A 20151-nucleotide genomic window follows, 5' to 3' on the forward strand; every position below is an offset into this window, starting at 1 on the left:
AAATACAGGTTTTAAGATTGTTATTTATGTTCAAACTACAATTATAGTCTCTGACTTAAGTGTTTCCCCCAAAACAATTAAAATACTAAGATTAGTATAACTCTAAAAACAGTTATTTATTTTGAAAAAAAATAAAAACCGATGATTTTTATGGAATCATCGGTTTTTTTATTAAAATTATATAAGGTTATGGGACTTAAGTCAAAGATTTTTTAATTCTATTTACCGCTTCAGTGATTTGTTCAGTACTGGCTGCATAAGAAATTCTAATACAATTCCCGTTTCCGAATGCGTCCCCTGTAACTGTTGCAACGTTTGCATTTTCTAATAAAAACATAGAGAAGTCCGAAGCATTTTTAATAACTGTTTCATTAATCGTTTTCCCAAAGTAATAAGAAACGTCAGGAAAAACATAGAAAGCACCTTCTGGTTCATTACAATCAAATCCTGGAATATCTGTTAATAAATTTAAGATCAATTTTCTGCGATTTTTAAATTCATCTACCATATACTGAATCTTGCTAACGGGTGCTTCTAAAGCAGTAATTACAGCTCGTTGTGCAATACAATTCGCACCACTGGTTACTTGTCCTTGCATTTTGTTACAAGCTCTAGCAATTTCTGTAGGAGCTCCGATATAACCGATTCTCCATCCTGTCATAGCAAAAGCTTTTGCAACACCGTTTACTGTTACTGTTCTATTATACATATCATCAAATTGAGCCATCGAAGCATGATCACCTACATAGTTTATATGCTCGTAGATTTCATCACTTACTACAATGATATTTGGATATTTTTGTAATACATCTGCCAACGCCCTCAACTCTTCTTTACTGTATATAGAACCACTTGGGTTACAAGGAGAACTATACCAGATCATTTTGGTTTTAGGAGTAATTGCTTTTTCTAACTGCGCCGCAGTCATTTTAAAATCATTTTCTATAGACGTTTTTACTTCTACAGGAACTCCTTCTGCCAGTTTTACTATATCGCTATAACTTACCCAATAAGGACAAGGTAATATTACTTCATCTCCCGGATTTAGATATACCTGAGCTACGTTGTATAACGATTGTTTTGCACCTGTGGATACAACGATCTGGGAACGATCATATGTAAGATTATTGTCTCTTTTAAACTTGGTAATTATAGCATCTTTTAATTCTACATACCCATCTACAGGAGTATAAGAATTATAATTGTCGTTGACTGCTTGAATCGCAGCATCTTTAATGAAGTCGGGTGTGTTAAAATCTGGCTCCCCTAAGCTTAGCCCTATAATATCTTTTCCTTCTGCTCTTAGTTCTCTTGCTTTGGCAGCCATTGCTAATGTAGCAGAGGCTTTCAATTGGTTAATCTTGTCTGATAATTGAATACTCATTTCTGATACTTGTGTGCTCATTTTGGTATTTGGTAAATAAAAGTTATGGTTGCATCGCGGGTTTCATTCCCATTTCTTTTAAATGTCTGAAATGGGCAATAATTGCTTTGCGGGTGGTTTTATATTCATTATATGGTAGATTAAATTCCTGAGCGGTCTGCTTCACTATTTTAGAAATTTTAGTGTAATGAACATGGCTGATGTTTGGAAAAATGTGGTGTTCCACTTGATGGTTTAATCCTCCTGTAAACCAGTTGATTAGTCTATTTTTGGTCGAGAAATTAACAGTCGTAAACAACTGATGTATTGCCCAAGTGTTTTTCATGGTACCTGTAGTATCGGGTAATGGCATTTGTGCCTCTTCTACCATATGCGCTAGTTGAAATACGATGCTAAGGATAAGACCTGCAACATAATGCATGATAAAAAAACCAATTAATATTTTCCACCAAGCTATAGATAAGATGAGCATAGGAATTACAATCCAGATCATAACATAGATTGTTTTAGTTACTACTACAGTACTCCATTGCTTCAAAGGACTCGGTAATTTTCCATAAGAAAGTTTACGCTTTAGGTAGTTTCTGGTTTGTTTAAAATCAGTAGTTATTGCCCAATTAAAAGTTAATAAACCATAAAGGAATACGGAATAGTAATGCTGAAATTTATGAAAACGTTTCCATTCTGCGTGTTTTGTAAAACGAATAATTCTTCCAGCATCCATATCTTCATCGTGACCGTGGATATTTGTATAGGTGTGATGCAGTACATTATGTTGTACCTGCCAATTGTATACATTGCCTGCTAGAATATAAAGGCTGCTCCCCATTAAATTATTGATCCATTTTTTTGAAGAATAGGATCCGTGGTTTCCATCATGCATAACATTCATTCCAACTCCGGCCATTCCAACACCCATAACAAGGGTCAGTAACAACATCCACCATTGAGAGATGTCCAGCGTAAGTATTAGAAAATAAGGTGTTAAGAACATAGAAAACATTACAATCGTTTTTAGATGTAATTTCCAGTTTCCGGTTCGCTTAATATTATTTTCTTTGAAATACTGATTCACGCGCTTGTTCAGGGTTCTGAAAAATTTTGCGGAATCCGCTCTGCTAAATTTTACGTTGGGTGTAGTCATTGGCTTTGTATTTATGACTTAACGTTGCTCGTCATAATTTATTCGGTAAAGTTAGGTATTTATATTTTTTTAACTTCTTAAAAAGTAGTAAAATATATCAAGTTTACATGTATTTTTGCGCTTTAAAAAGAACTTCATGGATATTTTACTTAAATATTTCTCCGATTTAACAGAAGACCAAATACATAAGTTCGAACAACTTGGTGATTTATATAAAGATTGGAATGCAAAGATCAACGTGATTTCCAGAAAAGATATTGACTTGTTATACGAAAGGCACATATTACATTCTTTAGGTATTGCCAAGGTCCAAAGATTTAATGAAGGAACTAAAATATTGGATGTAGGAACAGGTGGTGGGTTTCCTGGAATACCATTAGCTATTATGTTTCCTGAAACTGAGTTTTACTTGGTGGATGTAATTGCAAAAAAAATACGTGTGGTAAACGAAGTGGCTAGTGTTTTAGGATTAACAAATGTAAAAGCTGCACAACAACGAGCAGGTACTTTTGATGATCGTTTTGATTTTATAGTCAGTAGAGCGGTTACTAATATGCCAGATTTTGTAAAGTGGGTTCGCAAAAATGTAACGAAAAAATCAAATCACACGTTGCCAAATGGAATTTTGTATCTTAAAGGAGGTGATTTAACCGAAGAGTTAGCGCTTTTTCCAAAAGCTACTCAATATGATTTACAGGATTTTTTTGAAGAAGATTTTTTCGAAACAAAAAAAGTAGTGCATGTTCCGCTAAAGTATAAATTATAATAAATCGCTTGCGGGTCTATTAGCACAGGCAGGCGATTTTTATGGTTATTTTACCCGACTCATAATAAGTTTATCAAAAACCCTATCGCCAAAATATTTACGAATAAATAGCATAGGTTTTGCATACTTACCGGCTACATAACGGGTTTTTGGTCTTTTTGCTTTAATAGCTTTCGAAATAAGATTTGATATTACCGAGCTAGGAGACCCTCCTCCTGTTTTATTGTAGGTCTCTATTGTTGACCTTTCAATGGCGTTTGCAAGTTCACTATAAGCGGTAGTTCCGGATCTTTCCATCATTGGTTTTGTCATGACATCACCAAACTCTGTCTGTATAGCTCCTGGTTCGATAATCACTACATCAATCCCAAATTGTGCTATTTCTAGTCTTAGACAATCAGACCAGCCTTCTAGGGCGTGTTTGGTTGCATGATACCAGGAACCTAGAGGAGTATACATTTTTCCTCCCATCGAGGAAATGTTAATGATTTTCCCACTTTGTTGCTTGCGCATATGTGGTAATACGAGTTGTGTTAATCTACCCAATCCAAAAATATTCACTTCAAATTGTCTTCTGGCATCCTCGATAGAGGTGTCTTCTACAGCTCCATAAATGGCGTAGCCAGCATTGTTTACCAATACATCGATTTTTTGGTGTTTCTCAATAACAGTATGGACTGCGTTTAGAATATCGGCATCTTTAGTGATATCCATTTTTAGAGTAAACCCTCCTGTAGAAGCCAGATCTTCCAACTTGTTAATGCGTCTTGCGGCGGTATACACAATATGACCTTCGTTGCTGAGCTGCTTGGCAGTTTCTTTTCCGATTCCTGAGGAAGCACCTGTTATTAAGATTACTTTTTCTTTCATACTATTTTAATTAGTGAGTACTTACTTATTTTTAATTTAAAATTTTTTAAAGCTGATATTTTTTAATTAAAAATTCTTTAAAATTCAGTTTGTCTGACATATTATCTTTTATAATTGCTGTCGAAATTCCTTCCAAAAATACAATAATGAATTCTGCTTCGAGTTCTGGTGTTTTGTAGCCTAATTTTTGAAAAGCTACAGTCAGGGCTTGTTGTAACGGTTCCATCTTTTCTGGATTGTTATATTCTAATTCCCACTTTAGTTTAAATTGAAGTTTCCAGAATTCAAATTCATTTTCAGTCACTGAAAAAGGCATTTCTAATGTTAATCGAATCACTTCTTTTGGATCTTCTGAAGTTAGAATAGGAATAAACATTTCTTTAATCCGCTCTTCGCCTTGTAGTAAAATAGCGTTTAGTAATCCTTCTTTATTTTTAAAATGACGAAAAATCAATCCTTCAGAAGCTCCGGCAAGTTTAGCTACTTTATTGGTAGAAGTGGCAGTATAGCCTTCTTTAGCAAAAAGGGTAAGCGCAGCATTAATAATCTTTTCTTGTTTCTCTGTCATTTAAATAGTGAGTAATCACTTATAAAAGTATGTGTTATTTTGAAACTAACAATTTTTTAGATTTTAAATTTTGTTTTTGGAAAGGGAAGAGGTGTTTTAATAAAAATAACAATCTCTAATATTTAAAAATAAATTACCCTGTATATTCATCCATCTCTAGAAAATATGGAAAAAAATTATGATCAATAATCATTTCTGTAAATTCATCTGATACCACCAAAACATCTAATAGATGCTTAAGTCTAAAAATGGTTAAATTGGCAGGCAAATCTGTCTTTCTAACTAACAAATAAGCACCATCTATATTTTTAACGTTGTCTCTCCAGAGTAAATCAGAGGCATCTTTATCTATAAAGTCAATAATTTTTAAAGGATTCACATGAAAATAATCAATTCCACAGGGTTCTCCATTATGATTTAAAACATTAACAGGTAAAAATTCTGTACTTTCAGGATTATAGTTTCTTTATTGCTTCAACTACCGGAAGAGTGACTAAAAGCCAACCACATCCTGTCTCCATGTGATCTAATAACAAGGTATTCTTCGGGTAGTTGTGACTCATTTGAAAAGTTGCATTCCCTGAATTTTTTTCTGCATATGACTTAGCATTCAAAGTCCAATGAAGGTTATACAGATTATCGATGGGGTCTAAAGGACTAACCCCATCTTTTCCTTCGGCTAGTCATATTTTGTATCCCATGTTTGTTTGTTTTGATAGTTTTAAAATTTTGTTTTTTAAAAGTAAAAAATAAGATTTTAACATACGGACATTACTTTATTAAGTTCATTTCTAGGCACAACAATTTCTTATCCGTTTGGAATGAACTCGTTACTATTATTCCTTGTTATTTCCGACTTTTCCATAGGTTGTTAATTTTCTTTTGCAGAGTCATTGTAAGAAATCAATAAGATTGAAATTAGAAACAATTTTAATTTGTTCATTGCTTTTGGTAAATATTACTGCTAATGGATCGATCATTTAAAGAGCGCTAAATACACCTCTGGAGTTCGTTCAAGTATTTCAATTAATTTATTTAGTTCAAAATTTGTGGTTTATTCTGTTATCGTTGGTGATGTTTCGTGCAAAATCGCACAGGAGCGTGATTCTAGGTAAAGAGTATAAGATAAAAAATGAGAGTGAAATTCCATCAAGGAATTTTGCCGCTACAAACTCAAAGTGATAGTTAGCAACAGTTTTTTTAAATAAAATAATACAGAATCGAGTTGAGCAATTTGTGGCATTTGTCAAAAAGTCAGACTGATTTTTTCTTATTGTATAATTTATAATAAAACCAAGCTGCAACACCACCTATACAAGAAAACAAGGCTAGCATCCAGAAAACATGTTGGTGTCCGGTAATGCCTCGAGCATTGTCTAAAAGATATCCCATAGCTGGCCCGGCAAAAATATCGGGTGTATACCCAATAAGTGAAATAAGTCCAACTGCTGTTCCGGTGAGAGCTAATGGGATCTGACCCCGCTGCATAACAGCAAAGTACAAAGAACGAGCCGCATACACTCCGGTTGCTACTACCAATATGGATATGAAGAATATATAGGTTGCCGATGATGTGATAATACCAATAGCAAACAAAATTGCTCCAAAGAAGGATATGACAAAACTAACCACTAACCAAAAAGTAGTTTTGGTACGATCGGCCAATACACCTATGAGTACGCCAATAACAGGACGTATGAATAATAAAAAAGTACCAATTTGGGCAGATTTTACTTGATTATATAACATTACATCTTGCGCATAGAGCGAAAATACATCGGTAATTTTGTAACCTACATATGCACAAAGAATAATTATCATCAGTAACCATACAGAAGGTAATCGTAGTACCGCTGCAATTTGAGAGATTGTTATTTTCTCTAGGATGATCTTTTGTTCGGTTTCGCGATCTAGTTTCATAAAAAACCACACTAAAATTCCAACCAAACTAACTATGGCAGTAGATACGAGTATTACTTGTTTAAAAGCAGTTCTGCTTTCAGCAACTGTTGCCTCTACAATGTCGGGAGTAATAAATAATGAAAAAATAAAAACGCCCATAGCTCCAAATAATGCACCTACCAATCCACGGCCACCATCTAAGAATCCAAATGCCTTCCCTTGCGATGCAGCTCCACCCCAAACACGGGTAGCTTTGATCATCGGAGCCCAGAATATAAAAATAGTTGTAAAACCCCAGTATCCGTATACTATTTTCAAGGTAGTGTAATCTGGAAATGTAGCATAGACTAAACCACCTAATGCTGTCATCCATAATGCCACTGCAATCAGTTTTCTTGGTGGGAATTTATCAGCTATGGGTCCTCCAAAAAGATAGGATAGCAAGGCTACGATGCCGTATATAGAAAAGCAAAGCCCTAATTGCAGGTTGTCCAACCCAAAGGCTTCGAGTACCGTGGGTCTAAAGACCCGAGCAAGTACAAAAGGAAGAATAAATACTGATTCTCCAGCCAAAATAAGTAGTAATAGAAAGTACCAGGGCGCTGTTTTTTGATCCATTGCGTCAGAAGGTTGTTTTTATAAAAGTATAAATATACATGCCTAAAGATAGCGTTTGTAATTGTTTTTAGTGATCCATGTGTTATATTGGTTTCAGATGTGTATCAGTAGGACGAAGTTTCTCGGTTTTTTATTTTTTGCATTTCGGTAAAGTTGGAAAAAGGATGTTTTTAACGCAAACTATCACTGACCCTTCTTTAAGTTAATTCGCATTCGTACCAGATATTTTTCAAAACCTGCTTTTTGATAAGCTTTAATTGCTCTTTGATTTTGATCATACACATCAAGCTGAATTTCTTCCATATCTTTTGTTTCAAACCAGTTTGATAAATAGTTGATGATTTGTTGACTGATTCCTTTTCCCCTATATGCTTCTTTAACATACATAAAACCGATATACCCCATTTTGTTTTGCTTAAAAAAATCGTTGCGATCTCTAATCTGGCCATAACCACTACCTACAATTTCGCCATTGATTTCTGCAACGACAACCTCTGTATGATCAGATTTTATATATTCAGAAAGATTATAATAATTAATTTTCCTTGAAGTGACCAATGTAGGATCCATCGGAATTTCTGTCTCTATGATTTTCTGTTCAAAATCAAGTAGTATAGGTAAATCTTCAGTTTTTGCAGAACGTAGCATCATTTTATTCAATTTTAACAACCTATATAATACTGTTTTTCCTTTCTGAAGACACTAATAATTATGTCTAAGATAAATAATGGTTGAATAATCAGTAGAATAAACAAGACAATAGATTGAATGATTAGTAGATTTTCATTTATTTCCCAAATACTTTGTGAATCCAAAGTAAATTGATAAAACCAATCAGATCGAGAGATAGATAGCACAGACATAACTATAAATAAACAGGTTATTGTTCCAAATATGTGGATTTGAGTACGTACTGGAATAAGTCTTTTGTTTAATTTAAGAATTATAAAATAGAGTAGGCCGTATCCAAACGATAGTATAGAAAGAATCTGAAAAATGAACACTATGGATACAAGAAAATAGGTGTCATGAACATTAATATCGAATGTTTCTTCACCAAAAGAAAAACCGTATATCAACAAAATTGGAACCAAACTCCAAAAAATGATATACGGTTTATGTATCAAATGTTTCACAGAAAATTACTCTCCTAAGAAAGGATATCTATAATCTACTGGAGTTACAAACGTTTCTTTGATTGTACGAGGAGACACCCAACGTAATAAGTTTAGATAGGATCCGGCTTTATCGTTAGTACCTGATGCTCTTGCTCCCCCAAAAGGTTGTTGTCCTACAACAGCACCTGTAGGTTTATCGTTGATATAGAAATTACCTGCAGCATTTTCCAGTACTTTTGTAGCTTCTGCTGCAGCATACCTGTCTGCAGAAAAAATCGCTCCTGTTAATGCATATTCACTTGTTTGATCAACTAAAGCTAATGTTTCTTCCCATTTGTCATCATCGTATACATAAATTGTAATAACGGGTCCAAAAAGTTCTGTACACATGGTAGTGTATTTAGGATTTTCGGTAAAAATAACCGTTGGTTCGATAAAATACCCTTTGGATTTGTCGTGTCCACCACCAGCAATGATAGTTGCATCTGTATCTTCTTTTGCCTGATCAATATATTTAGCAAGCTTATCAAAAGAACCTTCATGAATTACTGCAGTAATAAAATTACTCATATCTTCGGGAGATCCCATTTTAAAAGATTTGATATCCGCTTTCACAAATTTCTCTACATCAGTCCATAAACTTTTAGGAATATAAGCTCTGGAGGCAGCACTACATTTTTGTCCTTGGAATTCGAATGCTCCACGAGAAATTCCTGTAGCTACTTGTTTTGCATTGGCACTAGGATGTGCGATGATAAAATCTTTTCCACCAGTTTCTCCAACAATTCTTGGATATGTTTTATAATTATGAATATTAGTTCCGATTTTAGCCCAAATATCTTTAAAAACGTGTGTACTTCCTGTAAAATGAATACCAGCAAAATCAGGACTTGCTAATATCGTATCTGTGATCATTACCGGATCTCCATACACTACGTTGATCACGCCGTCAGGAACTCCTGCTTCTCTAAAGATATCTACGATTACTTTTGCAGAATAAATTTGACTATCACTTGGTTTCCATATTACTGTATTTCCCATCAATGCAGCACTTGCTGGTAAGTTTCCTGCAATAGCAGTAAAGTTAAACGGTGTGATCGCATAGATAAAACCTTCTAATGGTCTATATTCCAATCGATTCCAAGCCCCCGATGTAGAATCTGGTTGGTCTTCATAGATCTGAGCCATAAATTCTACATTGAAACGTAGAAAATCTATTAGTTCACAAGCAGAGTCAATTTCTGCCTGAAAAATATTTTTAGATTGTGCTAACATGGTAGCCGCGTTGATTGTAGCTCTGTAAGGACCAGCAATTAGTTCAGCAGCTTTTAAGAAAATTGCTGCACGTTGTTCCCAAGCTAAATCTGCCCATTTTTTACGAGCTTCTATAGCCGTATCAATAGCTTTTTGAATATGATGCTTTTCTGCTTTATGATAGGTTCCTAATGTGTGTTTATGGTCGTGTGGAGGTGACATCGTACCTGTATCACCTGTTTTGATTTCTTCTCCGTTAATGTATAGTGGAACATCAACTGATGAATTATACATAGATTTATATGTTGCTAGAACTTCTTCTCTTTCAGGTGTACCTGGAGCGTATGATTTTATGGGTTCATTTATTGCTGTTGGAACTTGAAAAAAACCTTTTCCCATGATCTTGTGTATTAGTTTTAATTAGTAAGATGTGTTAGAATACTTTAAGCGGCAAAGATATAAAATTATGTAGGGTTCTGTTGATTTTAACCTTTTATAAACATATAGAGTATGTATTTTTTTTTGTAAGTTGTGAAAAAATTATCCGACCCAAAAAATCTATGTGTACAGTAACGTTGATCCCTACCCAAGAAAATGGTTTTATATTAACCTCTAATCGAGACGAGGCAGTAAATCGAAAAACTTTAGTTCCAGAATTTTATCAGGTTCATAAAACCAGAATGTTATTTCCAAAAGATGCAGTTGCTGGAGGAACCTGGATTGGACTTAGTGATAAAAACACGATGATTTGCTTACTTAATGGAGGTTTTGAGATACACGAAAGGCTTGTTTCTTACAGACAGAGCAGAGGAGTGGTAGTAAAGGATTTATTGGGGGCAGATAATTTAGAAGAAGCAATGATTGCATACGATTATAAAGGAATTGAACCTTTTACTATAGTTGCTGCCAACTGGCAATCCGAATTGGTGTTCTTTGAGTTGGTTTGGGATGGAAAAGAAAAGCATTTCAGAACTCTCGAAAAAGAAACGCATATTTGGTCATCTTCTACATTGTATACTCAGGCAATGAAAAAAACCAGAGAGGATTGGTTTAATGAATTTGAACAAAAAAATATATTATCACCAGATGCACTGCTGGATTTTCATAAGAATGCAGGAATCGGAGATAAGGATGTAGATCTTCAGATCGATAGAGGATTTCTAAAAACAAGAAGTATTACTCAGATTATTAATAAAAATGAGGAGGAGCTTAGCATGCGTTATGAAGATCTTCAGAATAAACAAGTAAATGTTGTAACCTTTGATGGTATCACCGTTTAGTTGAAACTGTTACCAATCTTTCTTTTGAAAACAAGTCTAATTAAAATTTTAGACGTGTGATGAATTACACAGGTAAAATAATATCCCTAGCTTTTCCAGACACTTTTGTTCGATTTTCTGACGAAAAGAAGGCTACGGGTTTATTACAGTTTTTTGGTTTGGGAAAAAACGGAATTATCAAAGCAGGGCACGCAGCGCTTGTGCTCATTGAAAATAAAACCGGTATTGCAGAGTACTACGATTTTGGCAGATATATAACTCCTTCAGGAAAAGGAAGAGTAAGAAGTGCAGTAACCGATGTAGAGTTAGAAATACCCTTTAAAGCTGCATTTACATCAGAAGGAAAACTTGCTAATATTGACCAATTTCTTTTATGGTTGGAAGCAAATCCAGAAAAAACTCATGGAAATGGACGATTAGTGGCATCGGTATGTGATTATATATGCTACGATAGTGCTAAAACCTATATTCTAGAAATGCAGCAAAAAGGAAGCATTCCTTATTCAACCTTTAGGAAAGAAGGAAGTAATTGCTCTCGAATCGTTACAGACACAATTCTCAAAAGCACTGATAAATTAAGGATTAGGACACCTTTGTTGCGTAATAAGTTATTTACCCCGAGTCCCTTAGGTAATGTAGAAAAGGGTTCTCTGGAAAACAAAATGTTTCAAGTAGAGAAGGGTATTTTAATAGAATATCCAAATTCTGTCTTTGTAGAGAACCTTACCAATTATTTTGATAAAAGAGTGCCAAATTTGGAAGATAATAAGGAGGTGGTAATACCGAGTTTTTTAAAAGAGGCTCATTTCCTTTCGGGAATTGGGAGTGGAGCGTACTTTATTCTAAAAAGATCTTCTCAAGAGAGTTTGTTTGAAATCACGAGGTTCACAGAGTTCGGTAATGAAGACTTTAAAGGTCTGTTTGAAACCGAATCAAATTTTATAGAGACTAAAAAATATCGGTTTGTATATGATTCTCATTGCAAATATTGCCACGTGGAACAAGATGATAAAGTAATAAGATTTGATCTAGTAAAGAGGCTCAATTGAGAGCAAATGGTGCGCTAAGCTTAAAGCTTGGAATCATTACCTCAAACTTTTTTGTAGATGTAAAATTAACCATATTGTAATGTCCTTTCATAGCTCCAAAAGGAGAACTTAGTAAACACCCACTATTGTACGTGTGTGATTCTCCGGGTTTTAAAACTGGTTTTTTTCCTATGACGCCTTCACCTTCTACAATTTCAGTATTACTTAATGCGTCCTTGATTTCCCAAAAACGAGAAGTGAGTTGTACAGAATCTTTACTCTGATTTTCTATAGTAACCCGATAACCAAAGGCAAAATGAATCTTATAGTTCTTAAAGAACGTACCTTCAAAGGTGGTATCCACCGAAATTTTTATGCCGCTGGTTATTTGCTCAACCATATTAAAAAATAAACATGGATCCTATGATTGTTATAAGAGACCCTACACCTGCTAATATAAAAAATAATATGTTCACTAACAGAAATTTAACAATAGTTTTGGCTCTTCCTTGCTGATAAAATTTACGCATAGCCTTGTATAAATAGAAGAGAAAAACAAACATCGCGATACTAGATGCTAGTTCACTTTTGGTGATTTGATCAATTAATATTGTGATGCCTAACAAGATAAAAAACATGGTTTGAGTATGAAAAACAAATACCAGGTGTTCCATATAATTAAAAGATTTTCTAATATATATTAACCACATTACCAGCGCAAAAACAGGCAGAAAGAAGAATATAATAAATGGCAATTTGTTAAACACAAATACCAGCAATTCCATAGGATTGTCACTAAGGTTTTTTGTTTTAATACTTCTGGTGTACAAATATTTAGTGTAAGCATTATTTTTATGCCCTAAACTATCCAAAGCCGTCGTGGGGATCAACTCCCCGGTTTTTTTGTAATAAGATTTATAGGTTTTCCAACGTTTATTAATTGCTTTAAACAACCTCATGGTGTCTAATTGGGCTTCTGTAAAGTATATTTCTTTAGGAGATTTTTTAGCTAAATTGGCTTTAGTCTTAGATTTTTTCTTAGTTTCTACAGTTTCAACCTCAGAAACTTTTGCCTTCTCTTTTTCTTGTTTTGGACCATTGTTAAACTGAAAGGCTACTTGATCAAAATCAATAAATAGGCCATTGATAATAAAAAAAAGGATGGAAACGCTTAAGTAGAATCTAAAAGGATTGGCATATTTTATCCTTTTCCCTTCAACATAATCTTTAGAAATTTTTCCGGGTCTGAATAATAAGCCGACTATTGTATGTCTTAACCTAGAATCATAAGAGAATATACTGGCAAAAAACTCATTAAAAAAATCTTTAAAAGATAGTTTTTTTGTAGAGTTTATCTGGCCGCAATTGTGACAATAACGGTCAACTACATCAAGTGGAACATTGCAATTTAAACATTTGTTTCCTCGGTACTTTTTAAGAAATCTCCCCTTTTCTTTCATTTTTAGCTGATGATTTGCCTAATAGGACTAAAGTAAGAGTATTTCGTTACAAATCACAAAATTAAAGTTTAAGGTTGGGAGAAGATTGATAAGAGTAGGCAGTAATACAAACTCAAACGATATAATAACAATGTAGGAAAAAAGATTTATAACGTTTTAGGGCTCTTTAGGTTATGTTTTTAGACAAATCTATTGAGTTCTTTATCGAAAAAAATAATTTAACCTTTATCGTTAGAGATGTGTTTAAGTTATTGATTTTAAGTTTTTTATAATTTTTTTAGGAGATAGGGTTACTAGTTTTTCGAATTGATGATGTTTATTTTTACGTATACAATTTACGGTTTAACAATAAGCTTCTATCAATATTTACTAAACCTGTCAACATGAAAACAACGATAATAAGCATACAGACAATGTTCCTATTTTTATTTGTCTTTTTTGAAATTACCTTGGTCAATGCTCAATACAAAACGGATGCACCGTGGATGTCTGAAGTTGAATTAAATAAAGAATCTGATAAAGTAAGTGCTCCTAAGTTTGACGAGATTGTAAATGCTTTTAATAATTACTGGGAAAAAAGGGATTTTTCTGCAAAAGGAAGCGGTCATAAACCTTTTAAGAGATGGCAGGAGTTCAATAAAAATGCGCTGATGCCAGACGGAACTTTACCTACTCCGGGTTTTTATTGGAATATTTGGAAACAAAAAAAATCAATAAAAATACCTGAGCAAGAAAGCGCAAACACTTGGTCGCCAATGGGACCATTTGATCATGATCCTACTAATTCTTGGTCACCAGGTCAGGGTAGGATAAATGTTAGTATTGTGGATCCCAATCAGCCAAATGTTATGTATGTTGGTGCACCAGCGGGAGGTATCTGGAAATCGATTGATAGCGGCGAACATTGGGAGCCGTTGTCCGATTATCTACCACAGATTGGAGTTTCAGGAATCGCAATAGATTATAACAATTCTAATATCATTTATATTTCTACAGGAGATGATGATGCTAGTGATGCATTTGGTATTGGTGTTTTGAAATCTGTAGATGGTGGTTATACGTGGAATAAAACGGGTCTTGACGCTTCTGATCAATATGAAATAGGAAATGATATTTATATAGACCCTAATAATTCTAATAGATTATGGGTGGCAACAAGCAGGGGTGTTTATAAAACAGTAGATGCTGGAGGAACATGGATAAAAACTTTATCTGGTAATATTAAAGATATTAAGATAAAACCTGGTGACACCAACGTAGTCTATGCAGCGACTACAAATACATTTTATAAATCCATAAATGGTGGGGATAGCTTTTTTGTTGTTCGAAATGGATTGCCAGTTAACGCTTCCAGATTGGTTATTGATGTAACTCCTGCTAATCCCAATTATGTATATGTGCTGAGCGCATCTACAAATTATTCTTTTCAGGGGTTGTATAAATCTACAGATGCAGGTGCTAATTTTAGCAAAACACAGGAAACAGAGAATATATTAGAAAGCACACAGTCTTGGTATGATTTGGCGATGGCAGTTTCTGATCAGGATCCTGATCTTGTTTTTGTTGGATGTCTAAACGTTTGGAAATCCACAAACGGTGGAGATAACTTTATTCGAATCAACCGATGGAGTACTCCTACTCAAGCTACATATACACACGCAGATATTCATTTTTTGCGTTATTATAATGGAAGGTTATTATGCGGAAGTGATGGAGGGATTTATGAATCCGATAATGACGGTATTTCATTTACAGATTTAACAAAAGGACTTCAGATAGGACAGTTTTATAAAATATCGGTAGCAGAAAACAGTAGTGCCGACCACCTGGTGGGAGGTTTACAGGATAATGGCGGATATGCTTTAGATGGGTCGCAATGGAATGTATATCATGGAGCAGATGGTATGGATTGTGCTGTACAAGGAAATAATTCAGATACATATTATGGTTTTATACAATATGGTAGTAGTTTGTACAAAACAGAAGACAGAGGTAAAACTAGGAGCTATGCAGCAGGTGGTCCTGAAAGAGGAAATTGGGTGACTCCATTAGTGTCTGATCGAAATGGTAATGTGTATGCTGGTTTTAATAGTTTTTATAAACTCGAAAATACATCTTTTGAGAAAATGACAGAATTTAATTTCGGTGGTGGTAATATTGATCATATCGAGTTAGACCCATCTGATGCTAAGATTATGTATATTGCTAATAATCAAAACCTATATAAGAGTATAGACAAGGGTGTCAATTGGTCCAAAGTATATACTTTCTCTAATTCAATAACTTCGATAGAGGTTCATAATGATAATCATCAAATTATGTATGTTTCCACAGCAGGTTCCATCACAGGAAAAGTGCTTAAATCAGATGATCAAGGTAATAGTTTTGTTAATATCACAGGAAATCTTCCAGAAGAAGGAAAGTTTGTAGTACGGCATCATAAGGGGACTGAATCGATATATTTGGGGACTTATTTGGGAGTGTACATTAAAGATGGAGATCAGCCTTGGCAAAATTATTCTACGAATCTTCCTAATGTAGCAGTAAGGGATTTAGAAATCAATTTGAAAGATAAAGTTTTATTAGCTGCTACGTATGGTAGAGGTGTGTGGAAAGCACCGTTAAAAGTCGAATTAGCTGTAGATGATATTGCTCCATCCACTCCTACAGATCTTGTAGTATCCAACATAAATCAATCTTCGGTAACCTTAAGTTGGAATCCCTCAACTGATAATATTGCGGTTACGGGTTATGATATATATGAGGGGGCAGAATTTGTCAAGTTTGTGAATACTTCTTCTGCTACTATCAATGGATTGTCATTTGATACCAGTTATGAGTTCAGAGTTGTAGCAAAAGATCGAAAAGGTAATCAATCAGCTTTTAGCGAAGTGAGTTTGGTAACTACAGAAGGAGCAATTGAGATTACATATAATTTTCACAAACCATTAGGTTGGGATTCTATAGTAAATGTTTACTTTTTTAGTTCAGCATCCGATTCAACATTATTAACTACAAATGTATGGCCAGGTCAACAAATGAATAATTATCATGATACGAATTGGTATAGTTATACATTGATATTGCCTGAAGGAGTTAACCCTGATGAGGTAAGAATGGTTTTCAATGGAGCTAATAGTCAGACCAATGATTTGTCTAGAAATACCAGTGGATGGTATCAGGACGGCGTTTGGAGTACTGAGTGTTTGAGTGATTGTAATGGGCTAAATACAACTGTAGTCGATATTTATTTTAAAACACCAACATATAACTGGGATGGGTCATCGTATATCTACATATTTGATAGAGCACGAAATGTTACACTAGAAAATACTGCAGGATGGCCCGGTCAGGTAATGACAGTTACAGGTGGCTCTGCTTGGGGTCGATGGTCTTTTGCAGTTCCTGATGGAGTTTTGTCTAATGATATTGGCATTGTATTTAATGATGGTCAAGGAACACAAACTATAGATTTGGCAAGGGGTACAACAGGGTGGTTTACCAGAACATATTCAAACGCAGATGGAAAATTTAATGGTTTTTGGACTGATTTGTGTCCTTCATCTTGTGATATAACACCTATTAAAGAACAAGATGATTATACTTTGGGAGAAATAGGAAAGCCAGTTATTACTCCGAATCCAATTAGTGAGCAATCAGTGCTAAAATTTCAGACTAGAACGAATGGAATATTGGAAATAGCGGCTATTAATTTTTTCGGACAAAAAAAGGTGCTTTACAAAAAAATGATAACATCTGGTGAACAAGCGATACTTTTAAACCGAAATCAGGTGAATGCTAAAGGGATATATTTTTATGTGATTTCTTTAAATAGGATCAACTTAGGGACTATAAAGGTAGTTGTCCAATAAAATGTCGTCATATATCCAGTTGTCATTGAAAATAAAGGTCTAGAAACTATACGAGGGCACATCTTTTAGGCTTCACTTAATTTGTAATGTTTCTGGAATTTCCGATACCTTTGCCAATAGCTCTATCATATCTAGCTGCCGGCGCCCTGTAATAAGGTATCACGACATACTCGTTTTCGGTTTCATCAAAATTACCACTGATAAAACCAGGATCCAATGTTCCATCAGGTCTTACTAATACATACTTGTAGTTATAAAATCCTTGTTTAAATAATCTTTTTGCTTTATATATCGCATTTTCCTTGTCATATGTTAATCGAGTAGATGCGTCTATAATGTAATTGTTAAAATTACCGTAAATATGAATTTCACCACCATCAAGAGGCTCGTAGCATTCCAGAGAAAAGTGCATCAAAACGTAGTCTGCTTCTGTATTGCTATTGCTGGCTCTTAAATTTCTTACAACAAAATTACCGTTGATGTCGGGATTGTAGGTGTAAATTCTGTTAGCTCGAACAATGTCAGTATATAAATAATTGTTATAGATGTCTTCTAGGTCAATGCGTCTGATATTAGCAGTAGGAGATCTAACTTCTTTATTATCAAAGAAAAGATATTCGTTTCCAGCCCAAAAACTAGCTTCGATATCGTATTTATACATCAAATCGTTTGCAATGGTAAATTGCGGGATAAGATCCGTAATCGCGTTCTTGAGATCATTATTTTGTATAACCAATGTTTTTACTGTACGTTTCGGGTTCTTCAAAATTTCGTTGGATGAACTGATTTCGAATTGAACGACTTGTCGAGTATTGATATATTTTAAATCTCTGGATCTTTTTGTGTACACTTTTACATTAGCAAGGTTTTCATACACAATGAATTTTCTTGAAAAAACAATTTCATCGTCATCATTATAAATTTCAATCATATAATTACCGCTAACTTTTAAACTTCGGGTATCTTCATTAGGAATTCTTAGTGTATAATGGCTATATAATTGTAACGAGTTGAACGAATTTTCGTAATTAATAATTCTGATATCATCGAAGCCGTTGAGGTATTCATTCTTATACAACACGGATGGTTTCCAGTCAAAATCGTAGTGTGTTATTTTATAGTAATAATCCGCTTCATCCCCGTTAATATCATCAAACCGGATTGTGAGTGGTTCCCCAAGTTTTAAAATAGGAGTTCCAGAGAATTCATCGCTTCCGAATAATTGTATTGTTTTTATATAATCAGGAGGATTGACTTCTTCTACACTTTCCTGTGCCTCAATAAAAGATTGAAAGCCACTAAATACTACTAAAATTAATAAGATTTGTTTAAGTTTTTTTAACATTTTTCCTTAGTTAACTGTGTAAAGATAAACAAAATGTATGCCTGATTAAGCTGGTCACTTTTTTGAGTTAAAAAAAACATTATTTAGAAACATTATAAATAAAATCTTATAACAAAAGCTGCTTTCACTTACGTGTTTTAATTAGTAAATTTGCACGATTTTTTTAGTTAATTAACATAGACTACAAATATGTCAAAAGACATTCGTATCAGAAAAGGCTTAGACATTAAGCTTGTTGGCGAGGCAGAAAAAGTTACTGTAGAAGCTACCAAAAGTAATGTATACGCAATTAAGCCTGACGATTTTCACGGTATCGTACCCAAAGTTATTGCTAAACAAGGTACAGAAGTTAAAGCCGGCGAACCACTTTTCCACTCAAAGACAAATGAAAAAATGTTATTTCCTTCGCCCGTTAGTGGTGAGGTTGTGGAAATTATACGTGGTGCCAAAAGAAAAATTTTAGCATTCAAGATTTTAGCGGATAAAGAACAGCAATTTGCAAATTTTGGGACAAAGGATGTAAATAAGATGAATGGTGAAGATGTCAAAGCTCACTTATTATCCGCAGGATGCTGGCCCTTTATCAAACAACGTCCGTATGATGTTATTGCGAATCCTAAAGCTGCGCCCAAAGCAATTTTTATATCTGCGTACGCAACAGCACCATTAGCTGCTGACCTAGAACACGTGCTGGCAGGGAAAGATAAAGAACTTCAGACTGCAATTACTGCTTTGAGTAAGTTAACCGAAGGAGATGTCCACGTGTCTATTGGTAAAAAAGGGAAGTCACTTTTTTCTGGATTAGATCATATTACATTGCACAATGTAAGCGGTCCGCACCCTGCTGGAAATGTTGGAGTACAAATCGCTAAAATAGACCCTATCAACAAAGGAGAGGTTGCATGGGTTGTAAATCCACAAGACTTAGTGATTATAGGAGAGTTGTTGCTAACAGGGAAGTTCAATTCAGAACGTATCGTAGCATTAACCGGATCTGCAGCTAAAAATCCAAAATATTTCAAAACCAGAATAGGTGCAGAGGTATCTTCGGTAGTTTATGATTCAGGAGTGAAAGATGGAAATATCAGAGTCATTAGTGGTGATGTGCTTACGGGAGATAATGTAAAGCCTGACGGAAACTTAGGATTTTATCATACAAGTATCACAGTAATTCCAGAAGGTAATGACTATGAACTTTTTGGTTGGAACAAGCCTATTTTTAATAAAATTTCACCATCCAGAGCGCTTACTTTTTCTTGGTTATTTCCTAATAAAAAGTACGAGTTGGATACGAATACGAATGGTGAGCACAGAGCATTTGTAGTAACAGGTAATTATGAGGAAGTTTTTCCTATGGATATTTACCCGCTACAAATCCTAAAAGCCTGTGTCGTTAATGATCTGGATGCTATGGAACAGTTAGGCATGTATGAAGTAGCTCCTGAAGATTTTGCGCTGACTGAATTTGTATGTGTTTCTAAACAACCGCATCAGCAGATCATTAGAGAAGGACTAGATTTAATGTTAAAAGAAATAGGATAA

Annotated in this window: 15 protein-coding genes and 1 pseudogene; 5 read left to right on the forward strand and 11 right to left on the reverse strand. The window is 34.4% G+C overall.

From position 1 onward, the window contains the following. Window positions 1-196: 196 nt before the first annotated feature. Complete coding sequence (locus ACWGOQ_RS21900) at window positions 197-1384, reverse strand: pyridoxal phosphate-dependent aminotransferase (RefSeq protein ID WP_452059914.1); 1188 nt, start codon at window positions 1382-1384, stop codon at window positions 197-199. Between the two features lie 43 nt (window positions 1385-1427). Beyond that, the gene (locus tag ACWGOQ_RS21905) at window positions 1428-2528 is read right to left on the reverse strand and encodes a fatty acid desaturase family protein (RefSeq protein ID WP_452059853.1); all 1101 of its coding nucleotides are present in this window, start codon (window positions 2526-2528) and stop codon (window positions 1428-1430) included. A 136-nt stretch (window positions 2529-2664) separates the two neighbouring features. On the opposite strand from ACWGOQ_RS21905, the gene rsmG reads away from it, so the two are divergent. Continuing rightward, complete coding sequence (gene rsmG, locus ACWGOQ_RS21910) at window positions 2665-3294, forward strand: 16S rRNA (guanine(527)-N(7))-methyltransferase RsmG (RefSeq protein WP_452059852.1); 630 nt, start codon at window positions 2665-2667, stop codon at window positions 3292-3294. Between the two features lie 45 nt (window positions 3295-3339). On the opposite strand, the gene ACWGOQ_RS21915 is transcribed toward rsmG, so the two are convergent. From ACWGOQ_RS21915 to pruA, 6 genes and pseudogenes are all read right to left on the reverse strand, one after another. Then, a complete protein-coding gene (locus tag ACWGOQ_RS21915; protein WP_452059851.1) occupies window positions 3340-4164 on the reverse strand; it encodes an oxidoreductase in 825 nt (274 codons plus the stop codon). Window positions 4165-4210: 46 nt separating this feature from the next. After that, entirely contained in the window at window positions 4211-4732 is a 522-nt protein-coding gene (locus ACWGOQ_RS21920) for a TetR/AcrR family transcriptional regulator (RefSeq protein ID WP_452059850.1), read from the reverse strand. A gap of 133 nt (window positions 4733-4865) precedes the next feature. Next, window positions 4866-5183, reverse strand: a pseudogene (locus ACWGOQ_RS21925) (imm11 family protein); the annotation flags it as partial. 803 nt (window positions 5184-5986) lie between these two features. Then, window positions 5987-7252 carry an MFS transporter gene (locus ACWGOQ_RS21930; RefSeq protein WP_452059849.1) on the reverse strand — a complete coding sequence of 422 codons (1266 nt, stop codon included), beginning with the start codon at window positions 7250-7252 and terminating at the stop codon, window positions 5987-5989. A gap of 183 nt (window positions 7253-7435) precedes the next feature. After that, window positions 7436-7903, reverse strand: a complete 468-nt coding sequence (locus tag ACWGOQ_RS21935; RefSeq protein WP_452059848.1) for a GNAT family N-acetyltransferase — start codon at window positions 7901-7903, stop codon at window positions 7436-7438. Between the two features lie 491 nt (window positions 7904-8394). Next, on the reverse strand, window positions 8395-10023 hold the full coding sequence (pruA, locus tag ACWGOQ_RS21940; RefSeq protein ID WP_452059847.1) for an L-glutamate gamma-semialdehyde dehydrogenase: 1629 nt from the start codon (window positions 10021-10023) through the stop codon (window positions 8395-8397). Window positions 10024-10184: 161 nt separating this feature from the next. On the opposite strand from pruA, the gene ACWGOQ_RS21945 reads away from it, so the two are divergent. Continuing rightward, complete coding sequence (locus ACWGOQ_RS21945; protein WP_452059846.1) at window positions 10185-10904, forward strand: NRDE family protein; 720 nt, start codon at window positions 10185-10187, stop codon at window positions 10902-10904. 59 nt (window positions 10905-10963) lie between these two features. Continuing rightward, window positions 10964-11953: a DUF6695 family protein gene (locus ACWGOQ_RS21950; protein WP_452059913.1), complete on the forward strand. Its 990-nt coding sequence runs from the start codon at window positions 10964-10966 to the stop codon at window positions 11951-11953. On the opposite strand, the gene apaG is transcribed toward ACWGOQ_RS21950, so the two are convergent. Together apaG and ACWGOQ_RS21960 are read right to left on the reverse strand one after the other, a co-directional pair. After that, the gene (gene apaG / locus ACWGOQ_RS21955; RefSeq protein WP_452059845.1) at window positions 11946-12332 is read right to left on the reverse strand and encodes a Co2+/Mg2+ efflux facilitator ApaG/CorD; all 387 of its coding nucleotides are present in this window, start codon (window positions 12330-12332) and stop codon (window positions 11946-11948) included. The genes ACWGOQ_RS21950 and apaG overlap by 8 nt on opposite strands. Before the next feature lies 1 nt (window position 12333). After that, window positions 12334-13392, reverse strand: a complete 1059-nt coding sequence (locus ACWGOQ_RS21960; protein WP_452059844.1) for a DUF3667 domain-containing protein — start codon at window positions 13390-13392, stop codon at window positions 12334-12336. A gap of 383 nt (window positions 13393-13775) precedes the next feature. Between ACWGOQ_RS21960 and ACWGOQ_RS21965 the strand changes: the two genes are divergently transcribed. Further along, on the forward strand, window positions 13776-17264 hold the full coding sequence (locus tag ACWGOQ_RS21965; RefSeq protein WP_452059843.1) for a starch-binding protein: 3489 nt from the start codon (window positions 13776-13778) through the stop codon (window positions 17262-17264). Window positions 17265-17340: 76 nt separating this feature from the next. On the opposite strand, the gene ACWGOQ_RS21970 is transcribed toward ACWGOQ_RS21965, so the two are convergent. Continuing rightward, window positions 17341-18609, reverse strand: a complete 1269-nt coding sequence (locus tag ACWGOQ_RS21970; protein WP_452059842.1) for a type IX secretion system plug protein — start codon at window positions 18607-18609, stop codon at window positions 17341-17343. A gap of 189 nt (window positions 18610-18798) precedes the next feature. Here ACWGOQ_RS21970 and ACWGOQ_RS21975 point away from each other — a divergent pair, with 189 nt between their 5' ends. Next, entirely contained in the window at window positions 18799-20151 is a 1353-nt protein-coding gene (locus ACWGOQ_RS21975; RefSeq protein WP_452059841.1) for a Na(+)-translocating NADH-quinone reductase subunit A, read from the forward strand.

The sequence above is a fragment of the Aquimarina ulvae genome (assembly GCF_053613295.3).

Coding starts and splice junctions, on each gene's coding strand:
- ACWGOQ_RS21900 (WP_452059914.1), bottom strand. CDS start 1,384: ATGAGTATTCAATTATCAGACAAGATTAACCAATTGAAAGCCTCTGCT.
- ACWGOQ_RS21905 (WP_452059853.1), bottom strand. CDS start 2,528: ATGACTACACCCAACGTAAAATTTAGCAGAGCGGATTCCGCAAAATTT.
- rsmG (WP_452059852.1), top strand. CDS start 2,665: ATGGATATTTTACTTAAATATTTCTCCGATTTAACAGAAGACCAAATA.
- ACWGOQ_RS21915 (WP_452059851.1), bottom strand. CDS start 4,164: ATGAAAGAAAAAGTAATCTTAATAACAGGTGCTTCCTCAGGAATCGGA.
- ACWGOQ_RS21920 (WP_452059850.1), bottom strand. CDS start 4,732: ATGACAGAGAAACAAGAAAAGATTATTAATGCTGCGCTTACCCTTTTT.
- ACWGOQ_RS21930 (WP_452059849.1), bottom strand. CDS start 7,252: ATGGATCAAAAAACAGCGCCCTGGTACTTTCTATTACTACTTATTTTG.
- ACWGOQ_RS21935 (WP_452059848.1), bottom strand. CDS start 7,903: ATGATGCTACGTTCTGCAAAAACTGAAGATTTACCTATACTACTTGAT.
- pruA (WP_452059847.1), bottom strand. CDS start 10,023: ATGGGAAAAGGTTTTTTTCAAGTTCCAACAGCAATAAATGAACCCATA.
- ACWGOQ_RS21945 (WP_452059846.1), top strand. CDS start 10,185: ATGTGTACAGTAACGTTGATCCCTACCCAAGAAAATGGTTTTATATTA.
- ACWGOQ_RS21950 (WP_452059913.1), top strand. CDS start 10,964: ATGAATTACACAGGTAAAATAATATCCCTAGCTTTTCCAGACACTTTT.
- apaG (WP_452059845.1), bottom strand. CDS start 12,332: ATGGTTGAGCAAATAACCAGCGGCATAAAAATTTCGGTGGATACCACC.
- ACWGOQ_RS21960 (WP_452059844.1), bottom strand. CDS start 13,392: ATGAAAGAAAAGGGGAGATTTCTTAAAAAGTACCGAGGAAACAAATGT.
- ACWGOQ_RS21965 (WP_452059843.1), top strand. CDS start 13,776: ATGAAAACAACGATAATAAGCATACAGACAATGTTCCTATTTTTATTT.
- ACWGOQ_RS21970 (WP_452059842.1), bottom strand. CDS start 18,609: ATGTTAAAAAAACTTAAACAAATCTTATTAATTTTAGTAGTATTTAGT.
- ACWGOQ_RS21975 (WP_452059841.1), top strand. CDS start 18,799: ATGTCAAAAGACATTCGTATCAGAAAAGGCTTAGACATTAAGCTTGTT.